19 protein-coding genes and 1 tRNA gene are annotated in these 19,777 nt (G+C 48.3%); 6 read left to right on the top strand and 14 right to left on the bottom strand.

Features of this window, described 5'->3' with window-relative positions; translation table 11 throughout:
* Nucleotides 1–49: 49 nt before the first annotated feature.
* Together O3660_RS02350 and O3660_RS02345 are read right to left on the bottom strand one after the other, a co-directional pair.
* Nucleotides 50–1,387: a GTPase/DUF3482 domain-containing protein gene (locus O3660_RS02350; RefSeq protein WP_049350575.1), complete on the bottom strand. Its 1,338-nt coding sequence runs from the start codon at nucleotides 1,385–1,387 to the stop codon at nucleotides 50–52.
* A gap of 573 nt (nucleotides 1,388–1,960) precedes the next feature.
* Nucleotides 1,961–2,422: a winged helix-turn-helix transcriptional regulator gene (locus O3660_RS02345; protein ID WP_079453694.1), complete on the bottom strand. Its 462-nt coding sequence runs from the start codon at nucleotides 2,420–2,422 to the stop codon at nucleotides 1,961–1,963.
* Between the two features lie 216 nt (nucleotides 2,423–2,638).
* Between O3660_RS02345 and alr the strand changes: the two genes are divergently transcribed.
* Complete coding sequence (gene alr / locus O3660_RS02340) at nucleotides 2,639–3,697, top strand: alanine racemase (protein ID WP_049329139.1); 1,059 nt, start codon at nucleotides 2,639–2,641, stop codon at nucleotides 3,695–3,697.
* A 59-nt stretch (nucleotides 3,698–3,756) separates the two neighbouring features.
* Here alr and O3660_RS02335 read toward each other — a convergent pair whose 3' ends face one another.
* A complete protein-coding gene (locus O3660_RS02335) occupies nucleotides 3,757–4,500 on the bottom strand; it encodes a pseudouridine synthase (protein WP_036493902.1) in 744 nt (247 codons plus the stop codon).
* Between the two features lie 330 nt (nucleotides 4,501–4,830).
* On the opposite strand from O3660_RS02335, the gene O3660_RS02330 reads away from it, so the two are divergent.
* Both O3660_RS02330 and O3660_RS02325 read left to right on the top strand, forming a co-directional pair.
* Complete coding sequence (locus tag O3660_RS02330) at nucleotides 4,831–6,912, top strand: carbon starvation CstA family protein (RefSeq protein ID WP_371464492.1); 2,082 nt, start codon at nucleotides 4,831–4,833, stop codon at nucleotides 6,910–6,912.
* Nucleotides 6,902–7,096: a YbdD/YjiX family protein gene (locus tag O3660_RS02325; protein ID WP_036493904.1), complete on the top strand. Its 195-nt coding sequence runs from the start codon at nucleotides 6,902–6,904 to the stop codon at nucleotides 7,094–7,096. The genes O3660_RS02330 and O3660_RS02325 overlap by 11 nt, the downstream gene beginning before the upstream one ends.
* Before the next feature lie 116 nt (nucleotides 7,097–7,212).
* Here O3660_RS02325 and O3660_RS02320 read toward each other — a convergent pair whose 3' ends face one another.
* The 5 genes from O3660_RS02320 to ppsA all read right to left on the bottom strand — a co-directional run bounded on the left by O3660_RS02320 (nucleotide 7,213) and on the right by ppsA (nucleotide 12,697).
* Nucleotides 7,213–7,503, bottom strand: coding sequence for a chaperone modulator CbpM (locus O3660_RS02320; RefSeq protein ID WP_003685006.1), 291 nt, complete (start codon nucleotides 7,501–7,503; stop codon nucleotides 7,213–7,215).
* Nucleotides 7,504–7,518: 15 nt separating this feature from the next.
* The gene (locus O3660_RS02315) at nucleotides 7,519–8,478 is read right to left on the bottom strand and encodes a DnaJ C-terminal domain-containing protein (protein WP_049352593.1); all 960 of its coding nucleotides are present in this window, start codon (nucleotides 8,476–8,478) and stop codon (nucleotides 7,519–7,521) included.
* 205 nt (nucleotides 8,479–8,683) lie between these two features.
* Nucleotides 8,684–9,166: a hypothetical protein gene (locus O3660_RS02310; RefSeq protein WP_049352594.1), complete on the bottom strand. Its 483-nt coding sequence runs from the start codon at nucleotides 9,164–9,166 to the stop codon at nucleotides 8,684–8,686.
* A 172-nt stretch (nucleotides 9,167–9,338) separates the two neighbouring features.
* On the bottom strand, nucleotides 9,339–10,043 hold the full coding sequence (locus O3660_RS02305) for a peptidoglycan DD-metalloendopeptidase family protein (protein WP_049352596.1): 705 nt from the start codon (nucleotides 10,041–10,043) through the stop codon (nucleotides 9,339–9,341).
* A 269-nt stretch (nucleotides 10,044–10,312) separates the two neighbouring features.
* The gene (gene ppsA / locus O3660_RS02300; protein WP_049352598.1) at nucleotides 10,313–12,697 is read right to left on the bottom strand and encodes a phosphoenolpyruvate synthase; all 2,385 of its coding nucleotides are present in this window, start codon (nucleotides 12,695–12,697) and stop codon (nucleotides 10,313–10,315) included.
* Between the two features lie 416 nt (nucleotides 12,698–13,113).
* Here ppsA and O3660_RS02295 point away from each other — a divergent pair, with 416 nt between their 5' ends.
* Nucleotides 13,114–13,935, top strand: a complete 822-nt coding sequence (locus O3660_RS02295) for a pyruvate, water dikinase regulatory protein (RefSeq protein WP_049352599.1) — start codon at nucleotides 13,114–13,116, stop codon at nucleotides 13,933–13,935.
* Between the two features lie 55 nt (nucleotides 13,936–13,990).
* Here O3660_RS02295 and dcd read toward each other — a convergent pair whose 3' ends face one another.
* From dcd to O3660_RS02275, 4 genes are all read right to left on the bottom strand, one after another.
* A complete protein-coding gene (gene dcd, locus O3660_RS02290; protein ID WP_003680541.1) occupies nucleotides 13,991–14,557 on the bottom strand; it encodes a dCTP deaminase in 567 nt (188 codons plus the stop codon).
* 125 nt (nucleotides 14,558–14,682) lie between these two features.
* Complete coding sequence (locus O3660_RS02285; protein WP_049329146.1) at nucleotides 14,683–15,114, bottom strand: MORN repeat family protein; 432 nt, start codon at nucleotides 15,112–15,114, stop codon at nucleotides 14,683–14,685.
* Between the two features lie 22 nt (nucleotides 15,115–15,136).
* Nucleotides 15,137–15,919: an ADP-ribosylglycohydrolase family protein gene (locus O3660_RS02280; RefSeq protein WP_049352601.1), complete on the bottom strand. Its 783-nt coding sequence runs from the start codon at nucleotides 15,917–15,919 to the stop codon at nucleotides 15,137–15,139.
* Between the two features lie 78 nt (nucleotides 15,920–15,997).
* Nucleotides 15,998–16,897: a recombination-associated protein RdgC gene (locus O3660_RS02275; RefSeq protein ID WP_049352603.1), complete on the bottom strand. Its 900-nt coding sequence runs from the start codon at nucleotides 16,895–16,897 to the stop codon at nucleotides 15,998–16,000.
* A 133-nt stretch (nucleotides 16,898–17,030) separates the two neighbouring features.
* Here O3660_RS02275 and O3660_RS02270 point away from each other — a divergent pair.
* Nucleotides 17,031–17,106 (top strand) — tRNA-Glu (locus tag O3660_RS02270).
* 125 nt (nucleotides 17,107–17,231) lie between these two features.
* Nucleotides 17,232–18,527: a serine--tRNA ligase gene (gene serS, locus O3660_RS02265; protein WP_049352604.1), complete on the top strand. Its 1,296-nt coding sequence runs from the start codon at nucleotides 17,232–17,234 to the stop codon at nucleotides 18,525–18,527.
* Nucleotides 18,528–18,593: 66 nt separating this feature from the next.
* On the opposite strand, the gene O3660_RS02260 is transcribed toward serS, so the two are convergent.
* Nucleotides 18,594–18,833 carry a DUF333 domain-containing protein gene (locus O3660_RS02260; protein WP_049329150.1) on the bottom strand — a complete coding sequence of 80 codons (240 nt, stop codon included), beginning with the start codon at nucleotides 18,831–18,833 and terminating at the stop codon, nucleotides 18,594–18,596.
* Between the two features lie 130 nt (nucleotides 18,834–18,963).
* Nucleotides 18,964–19,767 carry a basic amino acid ABC transporter substrate-binding protein gene (locus O3660_RS02255; protein WP_049352606.1) on the bottom strand — a complete coding sequence of 268 codons (804 nt, stop codon included), beginning with the start codon at nucleotides 19,765–19,767 and terminating at the stop codon, nucleotides 18,964–18,966.
* Nucleotides 19,768–19,777 lie beyond the last annotated feature (10 nt).

The following is a 19,777-nucleotide window of genomic DNA, read 5'->3' as shown; positions in this document are numbered from 1 at the left end:
CCGTCTGAAACATTTGGATTTCAGACGGCCTTTTTGTTATGCGGTAATTCTAAGCTTTTAATTTTTCGCTTAAAGTGGCGACATAGGCTGCGCGTTCGTTACGGCTGGCTTCTGGCTGGTGTGTGTTGAGCGAAGACCATTTGCGGTTGCTGCGCGCTTTGTTGAGTTCGCTTGGCAATTTGGCCGCATTCCAGGGCGCTTTGCGTTCTTTTAGCTCGATGTGTGATTGAGCCGCATGGCCGCGCGTTTGCAAGACGTGCAACAAATCCAGTGCGCGTGCGGCAAGTAGGGTAAGGGTTTCCGGATCGGTATGCAGGGTTTGTCGGCCGTTGATTTTGTCGGTGATGTCTTGGGCATTGGGCAAAATACCGCCCAATAGTCCGCCAATGGCTGTACCCAAACCAAGTGATCCGCCAAGCGTGGCAATATCCAAGCCTAAGCCGATGAGCGCGCCTGCGGTTGCGCCGGTACCGGTACGGATGCCGTAATGTTTGAGCAACTCGCTGTCAAACGGATCTTGTTTGAAGGCTTTGGGCATCCATGTGCTGTCGCTGCCGACTTCGTCGTGATAGAAGTGGTAAAGTGTGAACAGGCGTTGTTGCATTTGCCGCTCAAGTTGGCGGATTTCCGATTGCATGACTTCCAAAGTCGGGGCAGGGTCGTCGTTTTCGGCAATTTCTTGGGTAAATGCGGCGGCATCCAGCAGAAAATCGGCAATTTCACGACGCGCTTCCGTATCCAGCCGTTGCCACTCGCGACGGCGCATATTGATGAGGCGGTCGAGGATGTCACGCTTAGGTAACATGGTGGCAAGGTTGTCCCACAATCGGATTTCGCCTTCAAAGTCGAAGGCAACGGTATCGAAACCGGCGTAAACATGCAGGGTTCGACGGGCGAGCATGTTGGTCCAAGTGGTCAGGTCTTGATTTTGGGTAAAGTTGAACACGGGCATGATGGGCTTGGCGCACCAAGACAAAATGGTCAGCTCGTCTTTGTATTTGTCGAGGACGGGTTCCCGCGCATCGATGACGTACATGGCCATATCGCTTTGCATGACTTGGCGCAGCACTTTGGCCTCTTGGTTGAACTCGTGATGCGCCTCATGACTGCTGAGGAATTGCTGGATGCGCTCAATGCCGTCATCGCGTGCGGATGTATGGGTTTCCAGCCAGTCCAACACGCCGCCTGCATCTTCAAGACCGGGTGTGTCGTAGAGGTAAACCAAGCTGTCGTCGCCATCGTTGATGAGGGCTTCTTCGACATGGCGCGTGGTGGATGGCGCGTTTTTCACTTCGCCGAAGGTGCTGTCGCGCAAAAGCGTACGTAAGAGCGAGGTTTTGCCTGTGTTGGTATGGCCGACGACGGCAAGGGAGAGTGGGGTGGTCATGGTCTTTGGGTTGGGTTGATATGGACGATGAATGTGTGAGTATGGAGCCGTTTATCTTGAGTGGCAATATATGATTCAGACGGCCCTAAATTTCTTAAATATGGGCGAAAATAGCAAGAAAAAGAGGGGAATAGCGGACTTGTTGTTTTTTAGCAAAATACTTGAAAATAGATGGGAAAACAGTTGACAGGGGGGTAGAAGGCTAGGATAATTCGCGCCGTTGAGTTGCTTGATGCAGCTTGATTTTTCTCCTCTATTTCTCCTTTGTAGACTTGGCGCATATCGAAACGGTATGCGCATTTTTTTATCCGCATTGAAATATGATTACATTTAAAATTTGTAAATCGAATAATTAAGAAATTTTACAAGAAAAATACTTGCGCGGTTGAAGCTCTTGTTGCATAATTCGTTTCGTTAGCTGGTTCGAGTAGTCAGTTAATAGTTTCTCCTCTATTTCTCCTTTGTAGACTTGGCACACATTCTGTCGGATGTGTGCATTTTTTTTTGCCTATTTAAAATAAAGGCCGTCTGAATGTTGTAATCTTTCAGACGGCCTTTGTTGGTTGAATAGAATTAGATGTCTAATACCACTTCTTCTTTGACTTCTTCCATGACAACATAGCTGCGGCTTTCGGACGCAGCCGGCAGTTGCAGCAGGATATTGCCGAGCATATCGCGATAGGCGGACATATTGGGCAGGCGGACTTTGATAAGGTAGTCGTATTCGCCGGAGACTAAGTGGCATTCTAGAATTTGCGGAATCTTCAGCACTTCGCGTTTGAAGTCTTCAAAAATATTGCCGGATTTGGAGCGCAGTTTTAGCTCGACAAAGACCAAGAGGCTTTGACCTAAAGCATGGGGATTCAGATGGGCATGATAGCCGGTAATAAGGTTGTCGCGTTCCAAGCGGCGGACGCGTTCGGTTACCGGCGTGGTGGAGAGGCCGACTTTTTCAGCCAATTCGGTCATGGGGATGCGTGCATTTTGTTGTAGGAGCTTGAGAATTTTTAAGTCGGTTTTGTCGAGTTCTTTCATGGCCTTGATGTCTGTCGTTTTCATTTGGATTGAATCATAACCTTAAAACAGCTTGAGAAGAAGCATAAATGCCTGAAGGAGAGCATGAGGTCTAAATTATGAATAGATTATTCTTGTGTATTTCATGGAATCCTGTGTGGTTTTTGACCTATAATATTTACTTCAAAGTAATAGGGCAGGCCGTCTGAAACGAAATGCCGATAAGAGGAATACATTATGCGTCCGCTCAATGCGCAAATCCGTTTGGATAATTTACGTCAAAATTATCGTTTTCTCAAAGAGTTGCACGGCAATAAATTGTTGGCTGTGATTAAGGCCGATGCTTACGGGCATGGTGCGGTCAGATGTGCACACGCGTTGGCGGATATTGCCGACGGCTTTGCGGTGGCAACGGTAGATGAAGGCGTGGAGTTGCGTCAAAACGGCATTAAAAATCCGATTGTTTTGTTGGAAGGCGTATTTGAGGATGCGGAGTATGCGGATGTTGACCGTTATGATTTGTGGCCGGCAATCGGTAGCCAATGGCAGCTGGAGGCGTTTGCGCATCATGAGTGGCAAAGCCCGACAACCGTATGGCTGAAAATGGACTCAGGTATGCACCGTGCCGGTTTCTTTCCACACAACTATGCCGCTGCCTATACTGCATTGAAACAATCCGAATCGGTTGGAAATATTGTGAAATTCAGCCATTTTGCCTGCGCGGACGAACCGGAAAACGGCATGACCGAAATGCAGCTTGAAGCGTTTGATTTGGCGTGTGAGGGTTTGGAAGGCGAGGAGAGCTTGGCCAATTCCGCCGCGATCTTGAACGTGCCTGAAGCACGCCGCGATTGGGGACGTGCCGGTCTGGCCTTATATGGTATTTCGCCTTTCGGCGGCGTGGATGAGCGTTTGAAACCGGTTATGCGCCTGACTTCTCGCGTTTTCGGCGAGCGCGTGTTGCAGCCGCATTCTCCGATTGGCTACGGCGCAACGTTCTACACCAGCAAATCTACCCGTGTCGGTTTGATTGCCTGCGGCTATGCCGACGGTTATCCGCGTCGCGCTTCTACTAATTCCCCTGTGGCCGTGGATGGTAAGCGTAGCCGTATTATCGGCAGGGTATCTATGGATATGATTACGGTTGAACTGGAAGCCTCGAAAGAGGGCTTGGGCGCGGAAGTCGAGCTTTGGGGTGATGTGATTAATATCAATGAAGTTTCCGAAGTTGCCGGTATGATTCCATACGAAATCCTATGCAATATCAAACGTGCGAAGTTTACGTATATTGAGTAAGCAGTAAAAGATAAGGCCGTCTGAAATATATTTTCAGACGGCCTTTTTGTTATCTGCAATTAAAACGATTCGTCAGCGCGTAAATAACGCCATTTGCCCGGCGGCAGTCTGCCGAGTTTGACTTTGCCCATGCGGATGCGTTTCAAACCGACAACGCGCAGGCCGACCAGTTCGCACATGCGGCGGATTTGTCGTTTTTTGCCTTGTCGCAAAATAAAGCGCAACTGGTCTTCGTTTTGCCATTCGACTTTGGCGGGGCGCAATTTTTCTCCGTCCAAACTCAAGCCGTGGTTGAGCAGAGCGAGGCCTTTGTCGTCCAGTTTGCCACGGACGCGGACAAGGTATTCTTTTTCGCTGCTGCTGTTTTCGCCAATCAGTTGTTTGGCAATACGGCCGTCCTGAGTGAGTACCAACAATCCGACAGAGTCAATGTCCAAGCGGCCGGCAGGGGCTAAGCCGAATTTGTGCTTTTCGCTGAAAGGGATACGGCTGTCGTCGCCTTCCCAATGGTTGTCGGCGGTAATGAGTTCTGCGGCAGATTTATAGCCTTTTTCTGCCTGCGCGCTGACGTAGCCGACAGGTTTGTTCAGCAGGATGGTTACGCGCGCTGCTTGTTTTTCATGGGCTTGTTTGTTGAGGTCGATGCGGTCACGCTCGGTGACTTTTTGACCGAGTACGGCGGTTTGGCCGTTTACTTTGACCCAGCCTTGCTCGATGTAGCTGTCTGCCTCGCGGCGCGAGCATAAGCCTAATTGCGCCATGCGTTTGGAGAGGCGCATGGTTTCGGAATCGTTGTTTTGCATGGTATGGCAATATAGAGAAATGGGAATATCGGATTATAGCATTGACCGTTTGTCAGGCCGTCTGAAAACTGAATATTTGGGTTTTCAGACGGCCTTTCGTTTGCTATATGTTAAGGAATATTTGGTTTTGAAGTAAAAAATGAAGGGTATATTGTCTGTTTGTGTTAACCTTACGGACGAACTAATCATTTTGTTTTCAGTCGAATTGGGGTTGAAATGACATTTCACTCATGAAATCATGAAGACTATAATGACTGGTCTTTCTGAAGCGCATTAAGGCAGTTTGTCGCTAAAGCAAGCCTTGGTGCATCACGTTTTAAGGATAAATCAATGAAATCGCTCAAATCATTTTTGATCTGGGGCATTGTGGTTTTGGTAGGCTTGGCCTCCTTTACCACTTTAGCTCTCAGCCGTGGCGAGCAGGTCAGTGCGATTTGGATGGTTACGGCCGCCATTTCGGTATACTGCATTGCCTACCGTTTTTACAGTCTTTACATTGCCAACCGTGTGATGCAGCTTGATCCTAACCGTCTGACTCCGGCAGAACGCCATAATGACGGCTTGGACTATGTACCCACACATAAAGGCGTACTGTTCGGTCACCACTTTGCCGCTATTGCCGGCGCAGGCCCTCTGGTTGGTCCTGTATTGGCAGCGCAAATGGGTTATCTGCCCGGTACTTTGTGGATTATCTTCGGCGTGGTGTTTGCCGGTGCCGTACAGGATATGATGGTACTGTTTGTTTCTATGCGCCGTGACGGTAAGTCTTTGGGCGATATCGTGAAACAAGAACTCGGTACCGTCCCAGGCGTGATTGCCTCCATCGGTATTTTGATGATTATGGTCATCATTATGGCGGTGTTGGCGCTGATCGTTGTGAAAGCATTGGTTCACAGCCCTTGGGGTACGTTTACCATCGCGGCAACCATGCCGATTGCCCTGTTTATGGGTATCTACACCCGTTATATCCGTCCGGGCAAAATTGGTGAGATTTCCATCGTCGGCTTTATTTTGCTGATGTTGGCTGTGATTTACGGTGAAGATGTTGCCCACAGCTCCTTCGGTCACTGGTTTGATCTTGACGGCATTCAGCTGACTTGGGCGATTATGATTTACGGTTTCGTGGCTTCCGTATTGCCGGTTTGGCTCTTGCTGACTCCGCGCGATTATCTGTCTACCTTCCTGAAAATCGGTACGATTGCAGCTTTGGCTTTGGGTATCGTCATTGTTAACCCGACTCTGCAAATGCCTGCAGTTACCCACTTTATCGATGGTTCAGGCCCGGTATTCTCCGGTGCATTGTTCCCATTCTTGTTCATTACCATTGCTTGTGGTGCGGTTTCAGGCTTCCATGCGCTGATTTCTTCAGGTACCACGCCAAAAATGGTGGAAAACGAAACCCACGTCCGTATGATCGGTTACGGCGGCATGATTATGGAAAGCTTTGTGGCCATTATGGCTCTGGCCGCCGCCGCTTCGCTTGATCCAGGCGTGTACTTCGCGATGAACAGCCCGGCCGCGCTGATTGGTACGGATGCCAACACAGCTGCCGAAGTCATCACCACTAAACTGAACTTCCCTGTTGATGCCGCAACCCTGTTGCACACTGCTAAAGAAGTAGGCGAAAACACCATTCTGTCCCGTGCAGGCGGTGCGCCTACCCTCGCAGTCGGTATGGCACACATCATGAGCCGTCTGATTCCGGGCGAAGCCATGATGGCGTTCTGGTATCACTTTGCCTTGCTGTTTGAAGCCTTGTTCATCTTGACCGCGGTTGACGCCGGTACACGCGTTGCCCGTTTCATGATTCAAGACTTGGGCAGCATCTTCTACAAACCTTTCGGCAACACCGACTCCATCCCTGCCAACCTGATTGCGACCTTCTTCGCCGTGGCATTGTGGGGCTACTTCCTCTACACCGGCGTGACCGACCCCTTGGGCGGCATCAACTCGCTCTGGCCTTTGTTCGGCATCGCCAACCAAATGCTGGCAGGCGTAGCGTTGATTATGTGTACCGTTGTATTGGTGAAAATGAAACGCGACCGCTATGTTTGGGTAACTTTGGTTCCTGCTTTCGGCGTATTGTTTGTCACCTGCTATGCCGGTTTGCAAAAACTGTTCCACAGCGACCCCCGCGTCAGCTTCTTGGCTCACGCAGGCAAATACCGCGATGCCTTGGCTTCAGGCAAAGTCCTTGCTCCAGCTAAAGACATTGGCGAAATGTCACAAATCATCTTCAACGACCAAATCAATGCCGGTCTGACCGCTTTGTTCCTGGCAGTTGTCGTGATTGTCGCCGTATACGGTTTCCATACTGCCATGAAAGCCCGCAAAGTCGGCTGGCCAACTGCTAAAGAAATTCCAGCAGTGTACCGCGACGGTAAACAGCCGGAGGCTCAGAATGAAGCATAAGCTTGCATCTTGGTGGAAAACCATCAAGCTGACAGCAAACTTGATGGCCGGTGTTCCAGATTATGAAAACTACGTTGCCCGCCAGCGCAGACATAATCCCAACGCGCCGGTCATGACTGAGCTGCAATTTCAAGACTACTGCCGCAAACGCCGTTGCGGCGGCAACGGCGGACGCTGTTGTTAATTAAGGCATAAAAAGGCCGTCTGAAAATACTTTCAGACGGCCTTTCATTATAGAATATCAATAAACATCAAAAACTTTTTTTGTCATCAATATTTAATCGAACAACTTGTCGATATTTACTCTTCTTCGAGTAGTACCAGCGGACGCTGTATTTTTCTGAGTTCTTCCACCTCGTCTAACAGCCGCATAATCAGCCCCAATGCGGGAATGCCGGCCTCAAAATCACGGCTTAAGCGTTGTGCGCGACGGATGCGGGCAAGATGAAAACCACTGAAGGTGCTTTTTTCGGGCGCGCCATCGATGCTGATGATGTCTTCTGCTATAAGTTCCAACAGCCAATCGCGACGGCAGCGGCTGGCGGCAACGATTTCTTCAAAAGTAAGGGTAATATCGGAGGACTGAATCATAATTTATCCTTTCTCTTATGCTTGTTTTGCGGCAAAGTGTTCGGCCAATTTTTCCCATGCGGCACGGTCGGCTTCGCTCTCTACTGGCGGAACATTAATGCGGATATTAAGATAAAGGTCTCCGGCTTCTTTTGCAGGAATACCTTTGCCTTTAAGGCGGATGCTTTTACCGCTTTGGCTGTTGGCAGGCAGATTGACCTGTAAGCGGCCTGAAGCGGTAGGGACGATGATTTTGCCGCCCAATACGGCTTCCCAAGGTTTGACATCTATTGTTTGATATACGTCTTTCCTGTTTTTGACATATAAATCAGGTTGGTCGTGGAACTTAATTTTTAAGTACAAGTCACCGTTTTCCCCGCCGTTGTATCCCGGCAAACCTTGACCGGCCAAACGGATTTGTTGGCCTTCTGCAATACCTTTGGGAATTTTAACGTTGAGGGTTTTATTTTGATAAACCGCACGTCCGTATTCGTCTAGAGTCGGCACATTCAAAGTCATGCTACGTTCTGCACCAACATACGCTGCATAAATATCAATACTCAATTCAGCATGTTGATCCTCGCCTTTTATTGGGCCTCGGGGTTGTTCGGAACGAGTGTGGGATTGGCGGAATGATGAAAACAGATCTTCAAAATTGAAGTCTCCCGCTCCGAACGGCTCGCCTTCATGACGTTCATAGCGGAAGCCACCACCATTGAATCCATTGCCAAACGGATTGCTTCCTTGACCAAACGGATTGCCTCTGGTGCTGTGTCCGTAAGGATTAGCCAACATTTCATCGTATTCAGCCCGCTTTTCTTTGTCGGAAAGCGTTTCGTAGGCACGGTTGATTTCTACCGTACGTTCGGCTGCGTCAGGTTCTTTGCTGACATCGGGGTGGTATTTGCGCACCAGTTTTCGGTAGGCTTTTTTGATTTCGGCCTCATCCGCATCTTTGGTAACGCCCAGTATTTCATAATAGTTTTTTTCTGCCATGTTATTCCTTTGACTGCTCATATACAAAATTCTTATGGTGTTAATAATTGAGGGTAGGTATTCTAAAATCAAGGGCGTTAGAAATAAAATTCTCTATTTCTGACAATGATTAATGGATAATTTATTTCTTTGTTCCTAGAGAAATAGAAAATATATAGGCCGTCTGAAATACGGTTTTTCAGACGGCCTTTATCAAATTGGGGTTTTATTTATCTTGAGCGTTTTTTTGTTCGCGGACCACCCATTGGGCAATATCTGAACCCAATACTTTAGAAGTGCGGTTCAAGACGGCGCAAGAGCTTTTATAAGCGCCAAACATGCCGCCGGAAGAGTTGCGGGTGAAGGTTTTTTTATTAACTTGTTTGCCGTCAACATACAAAGCGGCTGAAACCGCCATACCTTTGGCGTGACCGATAAAGGCATTGCCTGCGCTCATAGCGGAAGTAATGGCGATATCTGCGTATGTGCCTTGTTTTTTACCGTCACGGATAACAGTTACATCGCTTTTGGCTGCAGTTTCTTGCAAAGATTTGGACATAATACTGCCTACTTCTAAACATTCCGAAACGATACGGGTATCGATTTCTTCTTTGTCGCGGTAAGGGATGCTTTCATCAATATGGACATCTGCGCTGGCAAATGCAGATGCAAACAAGAATGCGGTTGCAAGGATACGGTTAGGAGACATAGTAGGGTACCTGAAATGGAATGTTAAAAAGAGTTGTTATTGTATAACGGCATTTACACTCAATCAACATAAGTTAAGTTGGTAAACGCTTTGTTGAGATGGGTGTTATGATAAGACAAATCAAAAGGCCGTCTGAAATAAAGTTATTTCAGACGGCCTTTAAATTGAGGTATTAATTTGTTCTGGTCAAATAAGGCAGAGGATCGACTGCTTTGCCGTTTAGACGTACTTCAAAATGCAGCTTGACGTTGTCTGAATCGCTGTTGCCCATGGTGGCGATAACTTGGCCTGCTTGGACTTTTTGATCTTTTTGTACCAAAAGCGTGTCGTTGTGGGCATAGGCGGTAATGGTGTATTCATTGTGGCTGATCAAAATTAGCTTGCCGTAGCCGCGGACTTCTTCGCCAACGTAGATGATGGTACCGGCTGCGGCGGAACGGATTTGTTGGCCTTGTGTGCCTGCAATATCTATGCCTTTGCTGGTGGTGCCGTTGTAGCGTTGGATAATGGAGGATGAGGCGTTATCGGTCGGCCATTGCAGGTTCAATTGGTTGATCGGGGTAACGGCAGTGGTTTGGTGTTGCTGTGTTGCAGTGCTGCGTGGGGCAACATGACGGCGGACGCGCAAAACTTGGCCGACTTCGATTTGTGAGGCGTTGGGAAGATTATTCCAGGCAACCAGTGTATTGACATTTTGTCCGTAGCGTTTGGCGATTTGGGTCAGGGTATCGCCAGGGCGGACTTTGTAGTAGCCGTCAGGTACGGCACGGTTGGAAGAGGTATTGTTGCCGGCACAGGCTGCTAAGACGGCAATGGTGCTGATGAGTGCCAGACGTTTCAAGGCCGTCTGAAAGGTGGAAATAAAGTTTGTATTCATGGGATATTTTAAATGTATCGTTATGCTATATATGATAGATAGGAAGAGTGAGAAAAGGTTCACTCAAAAGGCATGGGATAAAATACAGAGAAGCAGTATATTAACATTGAAAATTTGTGAATATGGCGGTATATTTTTTTATCATTTTGATGATAAAGGATTTTTTTATTAAGGTAAAAGAAAGTGAAAGTTTTTTCAGACGGCATTGAATAAGGCAATAAAAATCCCCTGCCGGGATAAACGGGCAGGGGATTTTTGTCTTATCGAACTTATTTGTTCAATTCGTTAGCCAAATACAGCCAGGTTTCAATGACGGTATCAGGGTTGAGCGATACGCTCTCGATACCTTCTTCAACCAGCCATTTGGCAAAGTCTGGATGGTCTGATGGGCCTTGACCGCAAATACCGACGTATTTGTTTTGTTTGCGGCAAGCAGAGATTGCCAAGTGCAACATCACTTTAACGGCAGGGTTACGCTCGTCGAAGGAGTCAGATACCAAACCGCTGTCACGGTCGAGGCCGAGGGTCAGCTGGGTCATGTCGTTAGAGCCGATGGAGAAGCCGTCGAAGTATTGCAGGAATTGTTCTGCCAATACAGCGTTGCTTGGCAACTCGCACATCATGATCAGGCGCAGGCCGTTTTTGCCGCGTTCCAAACCGTTTTCTTTCAGGGCTTTAACAACAGCTTCTGCTTCACCCAAAGTACGAACGAATGGAATCATGATTTCGACGTTGGTCAAACCCATTTCATCGCGAACGCGTTTCAAGGCTTTGCACTCGAGCGCGAAGCAGTCTTTGAAGTTATCGGCTACATAACGCGCTGCACCACGGAAGCCCAACATTGGGTTTTCTTCGTGCGGTTCGTAGATGCTGCCGCTCACCAAGTTAGCGTACTCGTTGGATTTGAAGTCAGACATACGAACAATGGTTTTGCGTGGATAAACCGAAGCAGCCAAAGTTGCCACACCTTCTGCGATTTTATCGACATAGAAGTCAATAGGAGAGGCGTAGCCAGCGATGCGGCGGGTAATTTCCGCTTGCAATTCATCGTCTTGTTTATCGAATTCTAACAAGGCTTTAGGATGGATACCGATTTGACGGTTGATGATGAATTCCATACGCGCCAAGCCGATACCTTCGCTAGGCAGGTTGGCGAAGCTGAATGCCAATTCAGGGTTACCAACGTTCATCATTACTTTTACAGGCGCTTTAGGCATGTTGTCCAAAGCAACATCGGTAATTTGTACGTCCAGCAAGCCGGAGTAGATGAAGCCGGTATCGCCTTCGGCACAAGATACGGTAACTTCTTGGCCTTCGGACAACAGATCGGTAGCGTCGCCACAACCTACGACAGCCGGAATACCCAATTCACGCGCGATAATCGCTGCGTGGCAGGTACGGCCGCCACGGTTGGTAACGATGGCAGAAGCACGTTTCATTACCGGTTCCCAATCCGGGTCGGTCATGTCGGTAACGAGTACGTCGCCTGCTTCAACGGAATCCATCTCGGAAGCATCTTTCACCAAGCGAACTTTACCTTGGCCAACTTTTTGACCGATAGCTCGGCCTTCGCACAAGACAACTTTTTCGCCGTTGATAGAGAAGCGGCGCAGGTTGCGGCTGCTGTCTTCTTGAGATTTCACGGTTTCAGGGCGTGCTTGCAGGATGTAGAGTTTACCATCCAAGCCGTCGCGGCCCCATTCGATGTCCATTGGGCGGCCGTAGTGTTTTTCGATGGTCAGCGCGTAATGAGCCAACTCGGTTACTTCGGCATCGGTAATGGAGAAGCGTTGACGGTCTTCTGCAGGTACATCAACGTTGGTGACAGATTTACCGGCTTCGGCTTTGTCGGTAAAGATCATTTTGATTTGTTTTGAACCCATGGTTTTGCGCAGGATAGCCGGTTTGCCTGCTTTCAAAGTAGGTTTGAATACATAGAATTCGTCAGGGTTTACCGCGCCTTGTACGACGTTTTCGCCCAGACCGTAAGAAGAGGTAACGAAAACGACTTGGTCGTAACCGGATTCGGTATCGATGGTAAACATCACACCGGAAGCACCACTGTCAGAGCGCACCATGCGTTGTACGCCGGCAGAAAGGGCAACGATGTCGTGTTCGAAGCCTTTGTGGACACGGTAAGAAATGGCACGGTCGTTGTACAGGGAAGCGAATACATGGCGCATTGCTTCTTTAACGTTATCCAAGCCGTTGATGTTCAGGAAGGTTTCTTGTTGGCCGGCGAAAGAAGCGTCCGGCAAGTCTTCTGCTGTTGCGGAAGAACGTACGGCAACGGAGATGTCCGCACCGCCGGCATCGGCAACCATTTTGTTCCAAGCTGTTTCGATTTCAGCATCCAGCTGCTCAGGGAACGGGGTATCCAAAATCCATTGACGGATTTCTTTACCCACGCGTGCCAATTCGGCAACGTCTTCAACATCCAGTTGTTTCAGGGCTTCGGAAATACGCTCGCTCAGACCATTGTGAGCCAGGAAAGCACGATAAGCTTCGGCTGTGGTTGCAAAACCGCCGGGAACGCGCACGCCTTTTTCAGTCAGTTGGCTGATCATTTCGCCTAAAGAGGCATTTTTACCGCCCACTCGCTCAACGTCAGTCATACGCAGGTTTTCAAACCAAATAACGTAGTTTTCGGCCATTTGTGTGTCCAATCCAATCCAAAAATGTTAAAAAAGAAACAAATCCGCCTGCTTATTGTAGCCATTCGTTTGATGGCTGTCATGTGTTTTATCTTTTTAAAAATCACAAATTCGTCTGTGATATTGTGCTTTTCAGACGTGTAGCCCTCTGAAATGTGAATATCAGATTCATGTTTTTACGTGTTATCTTCTTGTTAAATATGGAAAACAAAATAAGTTAATAAATTTAAGAATCGAAATTTATTTTGCAAATGTGGAATATAATTCCAATAAATCTAAAAAAATAAAATTTTATTCTAATTTAAAATTTGTTCAAATTTGTTGTAATCCTGTGTAATCTACCGGGAATCGCTTTATTGCAAAGGCTGTAACTGCTATGATTGCCGTCTGAAATGTTACCCTCAGAAGGATTCACTATGACAGCTCCACGCCAAGTCTTCTATATTTCCGACCGCACCGGTCTGACCGCCGAAAATATCGGTGAAGCCCTGTTGAACCAATTCGGCAATGTCGAGTTCAAGCGCCATGTTTATCCATTTATCGATACGTCTGAAAAAGCGTTGGCCGTAGTGGATGAGGTCAATAAGACAGCCGAACAGTTTGGCGATCGTCCGATTGCTTTTGTCAGCGTGGTAAATGATGCAATCCGTGAAATCATCAAAAAATCCAATGCATTCCATATTGATTTCTTTGAAACGTTCTTGGGTTTGCTGGAAAAAGAATTGAATGTTGAAGCAACGATTGCCGAACGAGGCCATCATAGTATCGGCAATACCAAGCGTTACGATGCGCGTATGGAAGCAGTGAACTTCTCGCTCAACCATGATGACGGTGTCAGCGATAAAAACCTGCAGGAAGCGGATGTGATTTTGATGGGTGTGTCCCGTTCGGGTAAAACGCCAACCTGTCTCTATCTGGCTCTGCAATACGGTATCCGCGCCGCAAACTATCCATTGATTCCCGATGACTTGGAATCAACCGATTTGCCGCGTATGGTCAAACCTTATAAAGATAAGCTGTTCGGCTTGACCATTCAGCCTGAGCGTCTGCAGGCTATCCGTCAGGAGCGCCGTCCTAATTCGACCTATGCCAAAATCGATACTTGCCGCAGCGAGATTGCTGATGCGCAAAATATGTTCAAACGCCACGGAGTGCCGTTTACCAATACAACGGATAAATCTGTGGAAGAACTCGCCGTTCATATCTTGCAGGCTTGCAAGCTGAAACGCCGTTTCTAAATGAAATGATAAAAGGCCGTCTGAAACTTCAGACGGCCTTTTATCATTTTGTATATTAAGTCTTAGGCAGGGTAACACCGGTTTGACCCATGTATTTGCCGTTGCGGTCTTTGTATGAAGTTTCGCAGACTTCATCGCTTTCAAAGAACAAGACTTGGGCCACGCCTTCGCCTGCATAAATTTTGGCAGGCAAGGGGGTGGTGTTGGAAAACTCAAGCGTAACGTAGCCTTCCCACTCGGGCTCGAACGGGGTAACGTTGACGATAATGCCGCAGCGAGCGTAAGTGGACTTGCCTAAGCAGACGGTCAGGACGTTGCGCGGGATGCGGAAATATTCGACTGTGCGCGCCAGTGCAAAGGAGTTGGGCGGAATGATGCAGCAGTCGTCTTCGACGGTAACGAAGTTTTTCGGGTCGAAGTTTTTCGGGTCAACGATGGTGCTGTTGATATTGGTGAAGATTTTAAATTCATTGGCACAGCGGATGTCGTAGCCGTAGCTGGATGTGCCGTAGGAAATGATGCGTTGGCCGTTGGCCTCTTTGATTTGGTTGGGCTCGAACGGCTCAATCATGCCGTGTTCTTCGGCCATGCGGCGTATCCATTTGTCGGATTTAATGCTCATGGTGGTTGTCCTGGGGTGAGGGTTGTTTGGAAATTCTTTAAAATCAACACAACAGCCTTTAGGCAGGCTTGTTAATTGATGTTTCAGACGGCCTGAAATATGGATAAGGCCGTCTGAAAGGGTATTTATTTGGCTTTTGAAGCAGATTTTTTAGGCAGTTTGACTTCTTTAATCATACCGTCTTCGCATTTCATGATGAAGACGGGTGTGCCGTTTTGAGAAGCGGTAAAGTTTCCGTGCGCCTTGCCTTTTTTGAACATGCCTTCCAGTGTCATATTGCGCAATTTGGCGCTATTGGAGGAGAAAGGTTCGATAAAGGTTTCGCGGTTGCCGGAAACGGTATATGCGCCTTTGCCGTCAAATTTGCCGTTTTTAAATGTGCCGACATAACTGCGGCCGTCTTGGCATTTCCATGTACCTTTACCAGACGGTTTGCCGTCTTTGCCGACATCGCCATCATAAGCGCAACCTTTTTCCTGATAAGGATTGATGGTTTCGGCAATGGCAGGCGTACCCAGCATGAAGGCGATAGGGAGTAGGGCGAGGTATTTCATCATTCATTCCTTTTTGCAGGCGGTTTCAGACGGCCTGATATTGGGATTCAAAAGTCAGCAGGGTTTCAGCAATACGGCGTGGCAATATGGCTAAAGCGTGTTCGCGCATGGCGGTAGGGATACCATGGTAGGCTTCGGCAATACTGCCGGTAATGGCTGCCAAGGTGTCACTGTCTCCACCCAGGGAAACTGCCAGTCGGATGGCATGTTCAAAATCATCGCTTTCAAGAAAGGCGGTAATCGCTTGAGGTACGGTTTCCTGACAGCTTTCGTTGAAATGATAATACGGGCGGATTTGGTCGCAACTTTGGCTCAAGTCGTAGCCGAATTGTCGTGTAATGTTTTCTTTGATTTGCGCTTTGCCTATACCGGTACGCGCCCAAAAGATGGCGGCGGCTACGGCTTGCGCACCTTTAATGCCTTCTGGGTGGTTGTGCGTCACGATGGCGGATTGTTCGGCAAAATGCAGGGTTTCTTCCAATGTGGCAAATGCCCAACCAACGGCAGAAACACGCATGGCCGAGCCGTTGCCCCAGCTATTATAAGGTTCTGGATCTTTCCATTCTATCCATTGTGAGAAGCGGCCGCCATATGCGCCTTTCGGACAGGGATATGCCCTACACCAGCCTTGCAAAATAGAGGCCAAATTATCGTTACAACCTTGTAAAACCCAATCGGAAATGGCAACAGTGCAAATCGTGTCATCGGTAAAGTCGCTGTCGGGGCTGAAAATGTCAAAATCGGTATGACGGTAGTTGTCAAACTCGAATCGTGATCCGGCAATATCGCCAATGACTGCGCCCAACATCATGACATCCTTTCTGATACTTCTATTTATATTTCAGACGGCCTTTGATATTTCCCAATCAAAAGGCCGTCTGAAAAATTATTCTTGCCAGCCGCCCAAATAAGAAACCAGTTCTTCCAACATGGTGCTGATGGCTTCGGTCATCAGGATTTGCGAGGCAAAGGCGAGGCTGGCGGCATCGTCGCCGTTGCTTTCGGCTTCTTCTTGCAAAACGTCCAGATACTGGATGCGTTTGAGCGTAAAGTCTTGGGTAAGGATGAACGCAATTTGTTCGCGCCATACCAAGCCCAGTTGGGTAACGGTTTTGCCGTTTTTGACGTGTTGTACCACTTCATCGGCAGTTAGGTCTTGTTTGGAAACTTTGACGACCGGAACAACATCACCCACGCCTTTGAGTTCGCAATCGCAGTCCAATTCAAAACCACCTTCGCAGTGACCTTGCAGCAGCCAGCTGGTCATCAGGGAGGAGGGCGATTGTTTGGTGTTGGGCAGTGCTGCTTCCAAACCGCCCAAGGCTTCGCGCAGTTTGGTCAGGATATTTTCCGCTTTGGCAGATGCGGCATTGTTGACCAAAAGATAACCGTGGCGTGTGTCGAAAATCGCCTGTGTGCGGCTGCTGCGCGTAAAGGCACGGGGTAGAAGGTCGTCAGTAATCTGTTCTTTCAGCTCTTGTTTTTCCTTACGGCCGACATTGCGCGCTTCGTTGTTTTGGATTTCCAAAACCTTTTCATCCAAAATATCGCGGATGACGCCGGCAGGCAGGACTTTTTCTTCTTTTTTCAGAGCAACGCGCCAAGTGTAATCGGCAGGGAAAACCAGCTCGGGCGAAAAGGAAACCGGCGTGGCAAAGCCTTCGCTAAACCAGTCCAAACCCTGACAATGGGCAAATTCGGATTGCGCCAATTTGTCGGCAAGAACTTCCAATTCGGGCAATTTGTCTTTGTTGAGCGGATAAAAACTGATTTGCTTAAACCACATGGCGAGTTTTCCTTTTTATTAAAACCGGCATTATACAGGGAAAATAACATACGGAAATCGGCAGTATCTTTAAAAATGCAGTAAAGGCGTTGACAGAAGAAAAGGGTTTCTGTATAGTTCGCGCTTCGGTTACGCGCCCATCGTCTAGAGGCCTAGGACACTGCCCTTTCACGGCGGCAACCGGGGTTCGAATCCCCGTGGGCGTGCCAAAATTCTTAAAAAACGCTCCTGCTTTTTGCAGGGGCGTTTTTTGTTTTCAGACGGCCTGTCGCTGTGAAAATATCTTTAAATTGGTTTACAATAATGCCATTCTGAATCTTAACGAGAGAAAACAATGTTAGACATCCAATTGCTCCGCAGCAATACCGCCGCAGTTGCCGAACGTTTGGCCACCCGCGGTTACGAGTTTGATACCGCGCGTTTCAACGCTTTGGAAGAACAACGCAAAGCCGTTCAAGTGAAAACAGAAGAGTTGCAGGCTTCACGCAACAGTATTTCCAAACAAATCGGTGCGTTGAAAGGACAGGGCAAACACGAAGAGGCTCAAGCTGCAATGGATCAGGTTGCTCAAATCAAAGTGGATTTGGAGCAGGCGGCCGCTGATTTGGATGCCGTTCAGAAAGAATTGGACGCATGGTTGTTGACCATTCCAAACTTACCGCATGAAAGCGTACCTGCCGGTAAAGATGAAACTGAAAACGTTGAAGTCCGCAAAGTCGGCACGCCGCGCGAATTTGACTTTGAAATCAAAGACCATGTTGATTTGGGCGAGCCTTTGGGCTTGGATTTTGAAGGCGGTGCGAAGCTGTCCGGCGCGCGCTTTACCGTGATGAAAGGCCAAATCGCCCGTCTGCATCGCGCTTTGGCTCAGTTCATGCTGGATACGCACACGCTGAAACACGGCTATACCGAACATTACACGCCTTACATCGTGGACGATCTGACCCTGCAAGGTACGGGCCAACTGCCTAAATTTGCAGAAGATTTGTTCCACGTTACCCGCGGCGGTGATGAGAGTAAGAAAACGCAATATCTGATTCCGACCGCAGAAGTGACGCTGACCAATACCGTTGCCGACAGCATCGTGGCAGGCAGCGATTTGCCGTTGAAATTAACTGCGCATTCCCCATGTTTCCGCTCCGAAGCGGGCGCATACGGCAAAGACGTGCGCGGCCTGATTCGCCAGCACCAATTCGACAAAGTGGAAATGGTGCAAATCGTTCATCCGGAAAAATCATACGAAGCGCTGGAAGAAATGGTCGGACACGCTGAAAATATTTTGAAAGCGTTGGAACTGCCATACCGCGTGATCACTTTGTGTACCGGCGACATGGGCTTTGGCGCAACCAAAACCTACGACTTGGAAGTTTGGGTTCCTGCGCAAAATACCTACCGCGAAATTTCCAGCTGCTCCAACTGCGAAGATTTCCAAGCACGTCGCATGAAAGCGCGTTTCAAAGATGAAAACGGTAAAAACCGTTTGGTGCATACTTTGAACGGCTCAGGCTTGGCGGTCGGCCGTACTTTGGTGGCAGTATTGGAAAACCATCAAAATGCCGACGGCAGTATTAATGTTCCTGCTGCGTTGCAACCGTATATGGGCGGCGTGACCAAACTGGAAGTAAAATAATCGCTGTTTAAAAGAAAATGCCGTCTGAAACTTGGGTTCAGACGGCCTTTTTTTATGATTGAACAATTATTTGTTGTGTTGACGGAAATATTCCCATTCTTCGACAACAGTACCGTCAGGCAAGTGGCACACACCGTATTCGCCACCGTCTTTGTCTTTTTTGATTTCGGATTTGCCGCCTTGTTTGACGCAGAATTCAGAAGCCGGATTGGCCACGCCGACGTTAGGAGATTCTTGTTTTTCTGAAGCGGAGCAGGCGGCCAAAGCGGTTGCGGCAGCGAGGCTGAGGATGATGGGTTTGATCATGGTGTGTCTTTCATTTGAAAGATAAAAACAAGCGGATTATAGGGGGTGCTTGCGTTTAATGGCGTTAACCAGATTAAAGGCCGTCTGAAAAGTTTTCAGACGGCCTTGAGTTTAAGAAGTCATACCGGAATTATTTGGCTGCTTCGGCTTTTTCGCCTTCTTTAGCAAAGTATTTGGCGTAAATTTTGTCGTATTCGCCACTTTCGCGTACTTTTTTCAGCGCATCGTTCAACATTTTGATGGTTGCTTCGTCGCCTTTGCGTGCAGCGATGCCGTAGTTTTCGATGGTGAAGTCAGGCAGGGAGATGAAATCCAAGCCTTTAGTCGGGTTGTTTTTCACATAGTTGGCAATGACTGCGCTGTCGCTGACTACGGAATCCAGACCGCCGTTTTCCAATTCTTTAATAATCAGGGGAACGCTTTCAAAGCGGGCGATTTTCGGATTGTCGTTGCCCAAGAGTTTGGAAACGGAGAAGTCGCCGGTGTAGCCGGTTACCACGCCGACTTTGGCCATGTTTTTCAGGTCTTCGGAAGAGGTCACTTTTTTGCCTTTTGGAACGAGGACAACTTGGGTGATTTCAAAGTATGGATCGCTGAAGAGCATGCTTTGTTTGCGGTCGTCAGTGATGGTTACGCCGGACATAACGATGTCGACGTCGCCGTTGTTCAGAGAAGGGAAGAGGCTTTCCCATGGCTGGTGTTTGAATTCGACTTTGAAGTTGCCGGCTTTAGCCATGGCGTTCATCAAGTCAACGTCAAAACCTTCCACTTTGCCTGCAGAATCCAAAGATTCAAATGGGGCAAACTCGGCATTGGAGCCGACACGGTACACTTTATCGGCAGGAGCAGAGGCATTGTTGCTTTGACCGCCGCAGGCAGTCAGGGCAAGGGCGGAACAAGCGAGGGCAGTGGCCAGCCATTTTTTCATGTTCATGATATGTGCT

Origin of the sequence: Neisseria sp. 27098_8_139 (assembly GCF_041433195.1) — a bacterium.
GTDB lineage: Bacteria > Pseudomonadota > Gammaproteobacteria > Burkholderiales > Neisseriaceae > Neisseria > Neisseria subflava.
This window is presented reverse-complemented; position numbering and strand designations above follow the sequence as displayed.